The 13,468-nt window shown below is 38.4% G+C and carries 13 protein-coding genes and 1 pseudogene; 4 read left to right on the top strand and 10 right to left on the bottom strand.

What is annotated here, in order from left to right; all coding sequences use genetic code 11:
- Positions 1 to 77 precede the first annotated feature (77 nt).
- Genes AC0QT4_RS04955 through rsmA form a run of 3 tightly spaced genes read left to right on the top strand, consistent with a single transcriptional unit; the run spans position 78 to position 2,868 of the window.
- The gene (locus tag AC0QT4_RS04955; RefSeq protein ID WP_473200611.1) at positions 78 to 1,034 is read left to right on the top strand and encodes a SurA N-terminal domain-containing protein; all 957 of its coding nucleotides are present in this window, start codon (positions 78 to 80) and stop codon (positions 1,032 to 1,034) included.
- The gene (gene pdxA, locus AC0QT4_RS04950) at positions 1,034 to 2,047 is read left to right on the top strand and encodes a 4-hydroxythreonine-4-phosphate dehydrogenase PdxA (RefSeq protein ID WP_473200610.1); all 1,014 of its coding nucleotides are present in this window, start codon (positions 1,034 to 1,036) and stop codon (positions 2,045 to 2,047) included. The genes AC0QT4_RS04955 and pdxA overlap by 1 nt, the downstream gene beginning before the upstream one ends.
- Positions 2,038 to 2,868 carry a 16S rRNA (adenine(1518)-N(6)/adenine(1519)-N(6))-dimethyltransferase RsmA gene (rsmA, locus tag AC0QT4_RS04945; RefSeq protein WP_473200609.1) on the top strand — a complete coding sequence of 277 codons (831 nt, stop codon included), beginning with the start codon at positions 2,038 to 2,040 and terminating at the stop codon, positions 2,866 to 2,868. The genes pdxA and rsmA overlap by 10 nt, the downstream gene beginning before the upstream one ends.
- 59 nt (positions 2,869 to 2,927) lie before the next feature.
- On the opposite strand, the gene gmk is transcribed toward rsmA, so the two are convergent.
- The 10 genes from gmk to AC0QT4_RS04895 all read right to left on the bottom strand — a co-directional run bounded on the left by gmk (position 2,928) and on the right by AC0QT4_RS04895 (position 12,817).
- Positions 2,928 to 3,584, bottom strand: a complete 657-nt coding sequence (gmk, locus tag AC0QT4_RS04940) for a guanylate kinase (RefSeq protein ID WP_473200666.1) — start codon at positions 3,582 to 3,584, stop codon at positions 2,928 to 2,930.
- Between the two features lie 66 nt (positions 3,585 to 3,650).
- Positions 3,651 to 4,760: an endolytic transglycosylase MltG gene (gene mltG / locus AC0QT4_RS04935; protein ID WP_473200608.1), complete on the bottom strand. Its 1,110-nt coding sequence runs from the start codon at positions 4,758 to 4,760 to the stop codon at positions 3,651 to 3,653.
- A gap of 102 nt (positions 4,761 to 4,862) precedes the next feature.
- Positions 4,863 to 6,125: a beta-ketoacyl-ACP synthase II gene (gene fabF, locus AC0QT4_RS04930; protein WP_473200607.1), complete on the bottom strand. Its 1,263-nt coding sequence runs from the start codon at positions 6,123 to 6,125 to the stop codon at positions 4,863 to 4,865.
- A gap of 101 nt (positions 6,126 to 6,226) precedes the next feature.
- Complete coding sequence (locus tag AC0QT4_RS04925; protein ID WP_004860281.1) at positions 6,227 to 6,463, bottom strand: acyl carrier protein; 237 nt, start codon at positions 6,461 to 6,463, stop codon at positions 6,227 to 6,229.
- A 262-nt stretch (positions 6,464 to 6,725) separates the two neighbouring features.
- Entirely contained in the window at positions 6,726 to 7,463 is a 738-nt protein-coding gene (fabG, locus tag AC0QT4_RS04920; protein ID WP_473200606.1) for a 3-oxoacyl-[acyl-carrier-protein] reductase, read from the bottom strand.
- Positions 7,464 to 7,482: 19 nt separating this feature from the next.
- On the bottom strand, positions 7,483 to 8,427 hold the full coding sequence (gene fabD / locus AC0QT4_RS04915) for an ACP S-malonyltransferase (protein WP_473200605.1): 945 nt from the start codon (positions 8,425 to 8,427) through the stop codon (positions 7,483 to 7,485).
- 931 nt (positions 8,428 to 9,358) lie between these two features.
- Positions 9,359 to 9,673 carry a cupin domain-containing protein gene (locus AC0QT4_RS04910; RefSeq protein WP_473200604.1) on the bottom strand — a complete coding sequence of 105 codons (315 nt, stop codon included), beginning with the start codon at positions 9,671 to 9,673 and terminating at the stop codon, positions 9,359 to 9,361.
- Complete coding sequence (locus AC0QT4_RS04905; RefSeq protein ID WP_473200603.1) at positions 9,666 to 10,382, bottom strand: YqcI/YcgG family protein; 717 nt, start codon at positions 10,380 to 10,382, stop codon at positions 9,666 to 9,668. The genes AC0QT4_RS04910 and AC0QT4_RS04905 overlap by 8 nt, the downstream gene beginning before the upstream one ends.
- A gap of 24 nt (positions 10,383 to 10,406) precedes the next feature.
- Positions 10,407 to 11,615: an ATP-grasp domain-containing protein gene (locus tag AC0QT4_RS04900; protein ID WP_473200602.1), complete on the bottom strand. Its 1,209-nt coding sequence runs from the start codon at positions 11,613 to 11,615 to the stop codon at positions 10,407 to 10,409.
- Positions 11,612 to 12,817 carry an MFS transporter gene (locus AC0QT4_RS04895; protein ID WP_473200601.1) on the bottom strand — a complete coding sequence of 402 codons (1,206 nt, stop codon included), beginning with the start codon at positions 12,815 to 12,817 and terminating at the stop codon, positions 11,612 to 11,614. The genes AC0QT4_RS04900 and AC0QT4_RS04895 overlap by 4 nt, the downstream gene beginning before the upstream one ends.
- Positions 12,818 to 13,241: 424 nt before the next feature.
- Here AC0QT4_RS04895 and AC0QT4_RS04890 point away from each other — a divergent pair.
- Positions 13,242 to 13,414, top strand: a pseudogene (locus tag AC0QT4_RS04890) (tyrosine-type recombinase/integrase); the annotation flags it as partial.
- Positions 13,415 to 13,468 lie beyond the last annotated feature (54 nt).

Below are 13,468 nucleotides of genomic sequence, written 5' to 3'. Positions count from 1 at the left end.
ATTATTGTCTTTATGAGAAAAAACGTATATTTTAAGTAATTGATGAGAATTAATAAACAATGCGAAGGCCTATTTACATGAACAACTTAAAAAAGCGTATTTTTGCTTTACTTTGTATTGCACCTTTGAGCGCGAGCAATATGCTGATAAGTGGATTTTTAATTTCACCGGTCTTCGCACAGACTGTCATCGTTGCTACAGTCAATGGTAATCCTATCACAAATTATGATATACAACGGCGCGCTGCTTTTCTCAAATTACAACAAAAACAAGGCAATCTTACTGCACAAGCTAAAACTGAGCTTATTAATGAAGTTCTCAGAAATATCGAAATAAAGCGCCGTAATATTGAAGTGAGCGATAATGAGGTTGACACTGCTTTTGAAAATTTTGCAACACAGAATAATATGACCCTTGATCAACTCAATCATATTCTGATTCAAAATGATATCACAGTGCAACACTTTAAGGATTACATTCGTGGGCAAATAGGCTGGGGTCGTCTTGTTAATGCACGCTATCAAGCTGAAACAGGGTTGATTACAGAACAAGAAGCTGTCCGTAGGATATTAAAAAATGGTGGTGTAAAACCTTCAACCAATGAATATACACTCCAGCGTATCGTTTTTGTCATTCCTGCACACCGCCGTTCAGAAATCTTTGAAAGACGTCAAAGAGAAGCAAACAATTTCCGTGCACATTTCCGAGGATGTGCTAATGCCCAAAATCAAGCAAAAGGTATTTTGGATGTTACAATCCGCCACTTGGGAAAATTTCTTGAACCCCAGCTTCCCAGTGCATGGGAACAGGCCATCCTTGCAACGCCTGTTGGAAAAATGACAAAATTTCAGGAAACATCTGATGGAATTGAAGCGGTTGCTGTCTGCAAAATAAAAAGAGTTTCTGATGATTACGTGGCTCGGCTGATATTTTCCATTCAAGATAATAAGAAAAAAAGCCCGCAAAAACTTGAGCAATTGAGTGAAAAATATTTAGAAGAGTTGCGGCGTACGGCACGTATTCAAAACTCATAATGGCTGTGCTTGTTGTTAGCAGTGGAGATCCTGCTGGTATTGGACCTGAAATAGTATTAAAAGCATGGCATTTACGCGTTACGCGTCAAATTCCACCTTTTGTTCTTCTTGCTGATCCAGATATTATTCGTGCGCGTGCTCGTTTTTTACAGATCAATGTCGAAGTAGAATCTGTTTTAATCGACAATTCTGTAAAAAATTTCCAAGAAGCTCTTCCTGTAATACCATTAAAAAATCGACAAAGCGATCAACTCGGTGTACCTTCACCGAATAATGCTGCCGGAATAATTGAAGCGATTAAACGTGGCGTTCAATTGATCCAAAGTGGCTATGCATGTGCACTTATCACTTGTCCTATAGCCAAAAAAAATCTTTACGATGCCGGATTTGAATTTCCCGGTCATACAGAGTTTTTAGCCGATTTAGCTCATAAAACCTCTAATAAATGTTATCATCCAGTTATGATGTTATCAGGGACTCATTTAAAAACAGTGCCTATTACTGTTCATATTCCTTTCAAAGAAGTTCCCTCGTATCTCACTCGTCAGGCAATTATTCAAACAGCATTGATTACTGAATACGACTTAAGAAAACGATTTAAAATACCTTCACCTCGGCTTGCTGTTGCTGGGCTTAATCCTCATGCAGGAGAAGAAGGTACAATGGGAAAAGAAGAGATTGAAATTATCACGCCTGCTATTGAGTATCTTAAAAAGAAAGGACTCAATATTATAGGTCCACTGCCTGCCGATACAATGTTCCATAAACGTGCAAGAAAAACATATGATGTTGCTCTTTGTATGTATCATGATCAAGCCCTTATTCCTGTTAAAACTCTGGACTTTGACGCTACTGTCAATATCACTTTAGGACTTCCTTTTATTCGTACTTCTCCAGATCACGGAACGGCTTTTGATATTGCTGATAAAGGGATTGCCTCTCCCGAAAGCTTTATAGCTGCTCTTAAACTTGCATATCAACTTGCCAAAAATAATCTGATACCATGCCAATAGATGATCTCCCTCCCTTGCGTGAAGTTATTAATATATACGGATTACAAGCTCATAAATCCTTGGGACAAAATTTCCTTTTCGATCTTAATCTCACATCTAAAATTGCACATCAAGCAGGAAATTTAGAAGGAAAACCTGTTATTGAAGTAGGTCCTGGTCCTGGAGGTTTAACACGTGCCTTACTTGCAAAAGGCGCCATTGTAACGGCAATAGAACGGGATGAGCGCTGTATACCAGCCCTCTTAGAGATAGAAAAACACTATCCGCAAAAACTAAAAGTTATTTGTAATGATGCGCTGAAGCAAGATTTTTCAAAACTCTTTGAAACATATTCAGAAAAACCACGCATTATTGCAAATCTTCCCTATAATATTGGAACACAACTCTTATTAAATTGGTTGTTAGCTGAACCGTGGCCTCCTTTTTATGAATCAATGACATTAATGTTTCAACGAGAAGTTGCCAAACGCATTACAGCAAAACCTCAATCCGCCCACTATGGGCGTCTTAGTGTCTTAACTGGCTGGCGTACCATTGCGAAAATTGCGTTTGATGTGCCTCCTCAAGCCTTCACCCCAGCACCCAAAATAACTTCTTCCGTTGTTCATATCATTCCGCGAACAGAACCTCTTACCTGTTGCGCAGAAAAATTAAGCTTTATTACAAAAACTGCTTTTGGAAAAAGACGAAAAATGCTCCGTCAAAATCTTAAACCAGTTGGAGGTGAAATACTTTTAGAAAAAGCGGGAATTGATGGAACACGCCGCGCTGAAACACTTTCAATTTCTGAATTTGTGACTTTAGCTAATTTGGTAATCTAAAAAAGCATCATTTTTTGTTTATTAATTTCTTTACAAAAGAATAAAAACATTAATGAATCTTATTCATTAATAAGCCCATCAATAAAGGATTCCAGAAAAAGTCCCCTTTCACGTTTTGCTGTTTCAGCTAAATAAATCGCTTTAATAAGCGACAAGGAGTGATTTAAATCCTCGTTAATAACAACATAATCGTAAGAACGCCAATGCTGTATTTCCGTTCGTGCATTCTTCAATCGTAAATTAATGATCTCTTGACTGTCTTCTGCTCGACGATTCAAACGCGAAATAAGCTCTTTCATTGATGGTGGAAGAATAAAAACAGATACAGTATCCTCTGGCATCTTTTTTTGAAGCTGTTCGGTACCTTGATAATCAATATCGAACAACATATCTCGACCAGTTCTTAACACATTTTCAACGCTTTCACGTAACGTTCCGTAATAATTCCCATGAACTTCTGCCCATTCAATAAACTCATCACCATCACGCTTGCGCTCAAACTCTTTCTTTGAGATAAAATGATAATGAAGACCATCCACTTCACTAGGCCGTCTTTGCCGTGTTGTCATACTTACAGAAAGCTCTAATTGTCTATCTTTCAAAAGTAACCGAGAAAGAGTTGATTTGCCAGCTCCTGAAGGTGAAGAGAGAATCAGCAAAAAACCACGGCGCTGTTCTTTTCTTTTAGGGACTAATTCATCCTCAAAGAATGTCATCATATTGCTCTACTTTTTTACTTTTCTGCAAACTTTCAATAATATGTTTCTACAATCTCAAAAAGTTTAATGCGTTGCCTTTAATACACGCCATTTACGAACATTCACATTATGCTCCTCTAAAGTTCTAGAAAAAACATGCCCTCCCGAACCATCCGCTACAAAATAGAGCGCATCACTGGTTGGTGGATTTGCCACTGCTTTTAGAGAATCTCGACCCGGATTCGCAATAGCCGTTGGTGGCAAACCATTGATTTTATAAGTATTATATGGTGTTTCCTTTTCAAGATCTGAACGATAAATTGCACGACCAGATGGTATTCCTTTCCCACCAAAAAGACCATAAATTACTGTTGGATCAGACTGAAGGCGCATATGTTTTGCAAGACGATTATAAAAAACCGCAGCAACTTTTGGTCTCTCTGCTGCAATACCCGTTTCTTTCTCAACAATCGAGGCTAATATAACAAATTCTTCAATGGACTTAATTGGTAAATCAAGTGAACGCGTAGCCCATATAGTATGAACTAATTTTGTCTGTCCTTCGCGCAATCTGTTGATAATTTCTTCACGCGTTGTTCCACGAATAAAACGAACCGTATCCGTCATCAAGCTGCCCTCTGGAGGTAAAGTTTTTGGTAGATCCCCAATTAAAATTTCATTAGCAGCTAATCGATCAAAAACTTGTTGAACGGTCAAACCCTCTGGCACTGTAAAGGTATATTCAATAGATTTGCCTTTCACAAGAATATCCATAATATCCAGCATCGAAGCATGCGCTGGAATCAAATACTCACCAGCTTTAAGATGTGTCGTTTTTTGATGGTATCCAACCCCATAAACAAAAATATCAGCTGACCGAATGAGACCACGTTTTTCAAGCAGTGAAGCAATTTCACGAATGCCTGTTTTTGGATAGATGAGAACAACTTGCTCTCTCTCCGTAATTCCCTTTCCCTCAAAAATACTTTTCCCAATATAAAGAGGAATACTTATGGCTAAAATAACAACCAGAGTTATCATCAGAAAAAAATGACCGAGAATGACGAATGGATTACGTACGATAAATGATTTCTTCCGTTTTTTATGGACTAACATACCACTCTTATCTATTCTATAATTTGAAGAGGAGTCATTTACGTCCTTCAGCGGTCTCTCATTTTTCACATCGGACACAACTATCACCCTCAACAGCTTTTAGATCTTAAAACGATAATTTCTCACTCAATTTTTTACAATTTTATATAAAATAGAAAACTCAAAAATAAAAACTGTTTATTATTCCCCAAAGCGCCGCATCACTAAAGATGCATTTGTACCACCAAACCCAAAGGAATTGGAAAGAATCGTATTAATTTTTCGCTCACGCGGTTTATGCGGGACAAGATCGATTTTTGTTTCCATAGATGGATTGTCAAGATTAAGTGTTGCTGGAGCTATATTATCTCGTATAGCTAAAACACAAAAAATGGCTTCAGCAGCACCAGCAGCACCAAGCAAATGTCCCACGGATGACTTTGTTGATGACATGGAGACTTGTGATGCATAATGCCCCAAAACACGCTCAACAGCTGCCAGCTCTATAGTATCGGCCATTGTTGAGGTCCCGTGAGCATTAATATAATCAAGTTCGCTTACATCCACCTGTGCACGCTTAAGAGCAGCCATCATACTCCGCTGCGCACCTTCACCACTCTCTGCAGGCGCAGTAATGTGATAAGCATCACCAGATAAACCATAGCCAATAATCTCAGCATAAATACGGGCACCGCGTTTTTTTGCATGTTCAAGCTCTTCTAAAACGACAATCGCAGCCCCCTCACCCATCACAAAACCATCACGATCAGCATCATAAGGACGTGATGCTCGCTCAGGATCATCATTACGACAAGTAGAAAGAGCTCTACAAGCAGAAAAACCAGCAAGAGATATTCGATTTATCGGAGATTCAGTACCACCTGCTACCATGACATCTGCATCACCAAAAGCAATCAAACGTGCTGCATCACCAATTGCATGTGCACCTGTCGAACACGCTGTCACAACCGAATGATTTGGACCACGCAAACTATATTTAATAGAGACATAGCCAGAAGCAAGATTAATCAAACGTCCTGGAATAAAAAAAGGGGAAACACGTCGTGGACCTTTATCACGAAGCGTATAACCAGCCTCGACAATGCCTTCAATGCCGCCAATGCCCGAACCAATTAATACACCTGTACAAATCTGATCCTCATCACTCTTTGGAAACCACTCAGCATCTGAAAGTGCTTGGTCAGCAGCAGCAATTGCATAAACAATAAATGAATCAACCTTACGCTGTTCATTGGGAGGCATATGCAAATCAGCATTATACGTACCATCTGTTCCATCACCCAAAGGGATACGAGCAGCAATCTGGCACGGTAAATCAGATACATCAAATTCCGTAATGCGACGAACGCCACTTTTCCCTTCAAGGAGTCGTTTCCAACTATACTCGACATCACCAGCTAACGGAGATACCAATCCTAAACCAGTAACAACAACACGTCTCATGACTTAAAACCTTGAATTGAGACTCACTTCTCAAAGCTCACTTTTCGAAAGTGCCCCAAAGAATATCGGCAAAAGCGTAAAATGCTTTTGCCTTTCAGTAATTACGCAGAAGCTTTATCGATAAACTTTACCGCATCACCCACTGTAAAAATCGTTTCAGCAGCCTCATCGGGTATTTCTACACCAAATTCTTCTTCAAAAGCCATAACAAGCTCAACTGTATCAAGGCTATCTGCTCCTAAATCATCGATAAAGCTCGCATTTTCCACCACCTTATCTGCATTAACTCCAAGGTGCTCCACGATAATTTTCTTAACACGCTCTACTGTATCACTCATATTGAAATCCTCGAATTTATTTATTTCCTATAATTTGGTTAGCTATATCGGCTTATCTAATCAAGCAATAGATGCATTGCCTCTAAAGATTTTAGTAATGACTTAAAACTTCCTGTGGATATCCTTTAGAAAATGAACCAATCTGACATTCCGACATCAATTGATTAAATTACAATATTAAGAAAACAGATTTATTTTCCCATTTCATTCATACTATCTAAAATAATACACTTTATAAATCAATGTGGAATAAAGAAAATACTTAGATCATCGCCATCCCACCGTTGATGTGTAGTGTTTGACCCGTGACGTAGGCTGCTTCATCACTCGCTAAATAAGCAGCAGCGTAAGCTATTTCCTCTCCGCTCCCCATACGCTTCATTGGAATGGCAGCCATAATAGTTTCTTTTTGCTTCTCATTAAGTTTATCGGTCATTGCAGACTTAATAAACCCTGGAGCAATACAATTAACTGTGATGTTGCGTGAAGCAATTTCCTGCGCCAATGATTTAGAAAAGCCTATCAAACCAGCTTTCGCAGCACAATAGTTTGTTTGTCCAGGATTTCCAACGACACCAACAATAGATGTTATGTTAATAATCCTTCCGTAACGACGACGCATCATAGAATGTGTCAATTCACGTGTTAAAATAGAAGCAGCTGTTAAATTAACCGCTAAGACATCATCCCAGTCTTGATCTTGCATACGGATAAAAAGACCATCTCGGGTGATTCCTGCATTGTTAACAAGGATATCAACACCACCCATTTCTCTTTCCGCTGTTTCAGCTAATTGCTTAATAGATGGACGATCAGAAAGATTAGCGGGAAAAATAAAAACATCTTTTCCTAGATCTGAAGCCACTTCTCTAAGCTTGTCTTCACGCGTTCCATGGAGCCCAATGATTGCTCCTTGCGCATGAAAACAACGCGCTATAGCCTCACCAATTCCTCCCGATGCTCCGGTTACAAGAGCTTTCCGACCTGTTAATTTAAACATTTTCAGACTCCTTCATAGATTAAACGCTAAGTATTTGTAATGCTGCTTCTATTTCCTCAGCAGTTCCGATTGTTAATGCCTTTATATCTTTATTAATACGACGCGCTAAACCTGTTAACACTTTTCCAGAACCAACTTCAAAAAGCGTATCAACCCCATGAGCACTCATCCACTCTATTGTTTGGCGCCACCGTACTCTCCCTGTCACTTGTTGAACAAGAAGCGTGACAATACGCTCTGGATCACTCTCTGGTGCAACAGAAACATTAGCAATAAGAGGAACAAGAGGAGCAATTCTCTTAACAGTTAAAAGTGCTTTCTTCATGGTATCCGCAGCAGGTTGCATTAAGATTGAATGGAAGGGCGCAGAAACAGAAAGAAGCAGTGCACGTTTAGCACCTTTTTCTGACGCAATCTTTACCGCTGACTCAACCGCCTTTGTCGCACCTGAAATAACAATTTGTCCTCCTCCATTATCATTCGCAATCTGGCACACTCCTTCTTCAGAAACAGTCTCACAAATTTCTTCCACATCTTGCTCATCCAAACCAATAAGTGCTGCCATAGAGCCTTCACCAACAGCAACAGCAGCCTGCATAGCATTTCCACGAATACGCAAAAGCCTTGCTGTATCAGTAAGATTAAATGTACGAGCGGCACAAAGAGCCGAATATTCTCCCAAAGAATGACCTGCAACAAATTTTACCTTTGCTTCTATATCAAGTCCTAATTGTTCCATCACACGAAGAATAGCTATGGATACGCACATTAATGCTGGCTGCGCATTTGCTGTTAAGGTCAAAACATCGGCAGGCCCCTCAAAAATAATATCTGACAATTTTTCACCTAAAGCATCATCAACTTCTTCAAAAACCATCCGCGCTGCAACAAATTGCTCCGCAAGCGCTTTCCCCATACCAACAAGTTGGCTTCCCTGCCCTGGAAAAATGAAAGCTGCTACCATTATTTGACTCCTAAATTGCGCAATTAAATTATTTCCTTTTGATCTTATTCATCAACACAAATCAAGTTATACAGAGATAATTGTTTTTTATCTGTAGATATGTTGCGCAGTGTCATATTCCTCTTGAGTAAGCACGCCTCGCAAACAAAAATACCCAATATAGATACTGGTCAGTGTTTTTTTCTTTTATAGCATCAAATAAAAGCGTTTAGCACTCATTCCTATTACCAATTGATCAACAGATTCATGTGGTGATTTTGCACGTAAGGTGCGTCCATTTTCTTCTCTTACATTGCCCTAATGTTTTAGGGCATCCTCTCTTTTTTATTTTTTCACAACACTGCCCTTTATCTAAAAAGGAACCTCACCATTTATAACATCATAAGACATATCAAAAGATCACTGGTAACTTCTATCATAATACGATAATGATTACCCGTGATCATCATTATTTTGCTATCTTAGATAGCTTCAAATTGCTTTGTATTCAGGTAAAATAATTTCTGCTGCGTAGCACATCATGAATCATTTTGTGAAAACACAATAAAGTTAATAAGTTATATACTTTCCTTTTATTAAATTTTTTAAGAATCCACACTTTTATGCATATTCAATAGATCATTTCTATAAACAAAGCATAAAAAAACAAGTCATGATGCAAATATTATAACGCATGTGAAAACCCAACTGAAATGCAAAGCAGCTATCATGCATAACAGTTCATAAGTTTTACAATATGTTTTATCATAACAAATCACATTGTTAAAAATGCAATCGTTTTAAATTGTCTATAACAAAATCGCATAAGTTTAAAATTACATCTTGTTTTTAGAATTACATTGATAACGTATAAAGAGATGATTGTCTTCAAAATAAAGAAGCTTAAAATCTGAAGATATTATCAAAACATCATCATATAAAGAACACTCGGTTACTCATTTTCAATAGCAATATTTTCCGTAGCAATCGCGTATATGCATCCTGCATCTGCTGCAACTGATTTGTGCCTTGTATTAGCAGGGAGATGTATAACATTTCCTGGTGTACAAGTTATACGTTTTTCATTATAGAAAAAATCTAGCTCTCCTTCTATAATTAAGAGAGTTTCATCAACTTCGTGAATATGCCAATCATGTATTTTTTTTGGAAAATCTCTTTGTAGTTCTATAGATCCTTGCTCTGGCAGCAGCATTTTTAATATATCATATATGTTTTTATTTAATTTAATTTTACAGAATTTAGTCATTATTGCACTCCATTATATGATATGGACAGGGTGAGGATTCAATATTATTATCTTGTAGGAAATACTGCATCCACTCTTTGTTCTTTGGATCACCATATTTTCCTAAAAGAGGGGATTTTGAGACAATATCAAAAGGTTCAAGTCTTTTTCTTACAGTGGAAAAGGCATTTTTTGTTTTTTGTTCTGTATCCAGCAAATCAGAAAAAACCCACCTAGGTTGGAAAGTTAACATAAACGTGCAACTTCTTCTACTTAGTCTGTTTATATGGGATGGAGTATTGCAAACTATGAACATAGGTTCACCATGAAAGCAAAACTCCCATAAAGGATTATCCATATTTTGGGGGATATGTTTAGGCCATTCTTTATCGTCTAATGCTCGCAAATCTCTCAGTATAGACCAAAATTTCTCTCTATAAACTTCGATACTTTGTATGGAGGTGGGCTCTTCAAATGCAACAAAAGATGTGTTCTTTCCAAAGCTCTTATAGTTATCACAATAATTAATAAAATCTTCCCTAATATTTTTTGCGGTCAACTTTTTATAGAACCCAAATCTAAGCATATCTTTTTGGTATCCCTTCACCCCGAATAAGCAGGGAAAAGGCCTGTCTTTGTTATTCATTATTGCATCAAACTCTTTAAAAACCACCTGCTTCCATTTTTCATATTTGTCTATATTTTCAATTATTTGCGTTGCTGAATCCATTTTTTATTCTCCAAAGGTTGTATTTTATAGGAAATTGCTACGAATTGTCCGTTCTAAGGCCGATAATTCATTATCACTCCGCCCCCCAATTGCTATAATAGCGGGGCAGGTGTTTAAATCGGTTGTCAGAGGCAGCGGTTCATTATCTTTAAAAAAAAGTGCAAAATGAACTACATTTTGCCAAGAATGAAGCTTTTGCTGCCATAGGCTAATATCTTTTATGATGCGACCATCCTCCTTATTGATAAGAAAGAGTATACGCCCCTTTTTCTTAAAGCGGCTTGGTTCTTCAGAAAACACTCCCGTAATAAGGTTAACAGAGCTTTCAAGTAAATCATTGTCATAGCAATGTGCAAACAAAGCAGGTGCAATCCCTCCGTGGAGGCGCGCTCCCACTTCAATCATCACCGGGCCACGGGCAGTTTGCATAATTTCCATATGTGCGGGTCCATATTCAATCCCCACCGCATAAATACATTGTTTTGCATAAGAAATAAGAGCAGTATAAAGAGGATCTTGCGCATCAAGCACATCAAGCGATTCATAAACGAAGGCACTTCCATTATGCATACCCTTTTTATATCGTGATAAAGCACATATCTTTATAGCGTCCCCATTTACAACAGCGTCTACTATGTATTCCTCTCCCACCAACCTCTCTTGAAGCAAATAAACTTCATTAGGTAGGCCAAAAATATTTTTCTGCATCCAATCGATTTCAGAAGCCCACGCCACCACTTCCTCACGACTGGAGAAAAACAAAACACCATCGCTACCAGAAGAATCATTCGGCTTCACTACATAACCGCTGAGACTTTCAAAACCATCGAGAGCATAATCGTTTTTTGTAAGAATTTTCGAGCGAATATAAGATAAACCTTTTTCACAAAGACGCCTTTGCATCATCGCCTTTTTCCTTCGCCAATCTGTCGTCAAGGAGTTGTTACCAAGACAACCATAATATGCTGCCAATTGCTCTGCACAATAAATACCTCCTTCAGCCCCTGCCACTACAGCCTCTATCGTGCCGATTGGAAAGCGTTGCTTTATCTCATCTACACTATGAAGTTTCGCTTCTGCCATGCCTTCACCCCGATAAGAAAGCGTAAAATGCGAAGAAGGAGGGACTGGTTGGGATAAAACGCCGTAACAGGCATAACCCAATTTTTGCAAAGCAGGACCATAGAGGGCGCTCGTGGAGAAAGGATCGACAATAAGAATGGATTTGTTCATGCTGTAACACGCCGCGATAAGAAGAAAAGGACATAAATAAAGATTATTAACCCTGTAAAGGGGAGAAGATACATAGCTGCCCGCGGTCCCATAAAGGTGGAGCTTGTAAGAAAACCAAAGATAATATAACCCACCGATTGGGAGATAGTATAAAGCATGCCACTATAATTCCCCACAAGCTCTGCTTGAGCTTCTGTTCTCGTTGATTCGATCGTATGCTTGCGAGCGTTAATGCGCATGGTGTTCACTGAAAAACCAATAAAAAAGCAAAAGACCACAGCCAAATAGGGTGATTGGGTGATGCTAAAAATGAGATCAGAAGTACTCAACATAAGGGCTGGGAGAATAAATTCAAAGCGAGGGATTTTGATAAAAGCAGCTAAAAAAGCACCCACACCAGCAACCGCACTGCAAAGCCCATAATATTCAGAGCTAAAATTTTTTACACTCTGAAAAAGGATAGTCGCCAATGTATTATAGGCGCAAATATGAAAGCCAATAAAGCCTATACAAACGCATAAAAGTTTAAGTTCAAAGGAAAGCTTATTTGCTTGCAATGTAAGTGTTGGCAGCTTCTCGGCTGCAAACGTCATGTCGTCCGTAGCATTATATTCATCACGAAAGATAACATATCCAGCCACAAGGCTTATGATGATATCAAACACACAAATTGCTGCAATCAAACCATTATAACCAACTACAGCTGCTGCCCCTTGTGAGCTAGTTATTTCTAAGAGATAACCACTAAGGGCTGCTCCCGAAAAGGCACCAATCTGCACCACTGTTTGCATGATGCGAGAAGCCTTTTGGGCGCTAATATAACCACTAAGCGCTAGTTTAGTATTATAAGTTTCAAGCGTACTTAAGGTGACCAAAGAGAGATAACCAATAGAGATAGATACAGTCATAAAACCAAGGAAAGAGTCAATGTAATGGAAAAGAGCAATCAATAAAAGAAGGCTATAAATGATGATCCGTCTTTTGTATAAATCTACCAACTGCAGCGAGGATTTAATATGCACACGGCCACTTTTTTTTAAAAGATAGGGTGTAATGCTTCCTAACGCCATGGTCACACCCAAGAAAACCGATGAGGATGTTATACGATAAGCATTCCAAAGATTACTTAAAAAGAGCACCATATCAGAAAGATACAGCAAAACAACAAGTCCATAAAACCGAAAAACAAGTTCTTTGCGCATCTCTCCCCCCTCTCCGATTCTAAAAAGCCGTATTATGATTGATATACATATTGCAGAGCATGTCAAATATTTTCGATAGGGATATGATATAAACTTCAACGCAGACATTTATCGTAGTGATAGATCATTTTCGGGCGAATGAGTAACGAGGGAAACTGGTGTTTTTGCTTCTCCTATTATAAGGTAGCCCTTACCGATAATTCTTTTGCAAAGCTCATAATTTTGCGTACTATTTCATCTTCTAATCAACCCGCAGAATGGATTAGGCTTACCAGCACAAAAGCCTCTTTTTATTTTTCATATCATGCATTCTTCAAGCTCAATTGGTTGATTCACCACAAAATTCCTCATTTTTTCTGAAAAACGATGAAACACAACAATTTTACCTGAATGAGAAATGTTCCCCGCCTTTTGCCAACGATAAAGTTTTGGCAACCTTTTTCGTGAGGCTTGTAACGTAACTGAAATTAAAAAATCAGCGCACGGCTTAAGAAAATTAGCAGTAACGCGCGCTAGCTAACTCAGGCGCAACAATCTCACAACTCAAAGAATTTCTATATATAGAGAGATGATAATATGCCATCTCTCTATATATAGAAAAGCACAAATCGTAAAAAATTACTCTTGAAATTATAAAATAAGGTAGAGGCA

The sequence above is a fragment of the Bartonella sp. EBT8 genome, from assembly GCF_055796165.1.
Note: the sequence above shows the minus strand (reverse complement) of the source record. Positions and strands in the feature narration are given on the sequence as shown.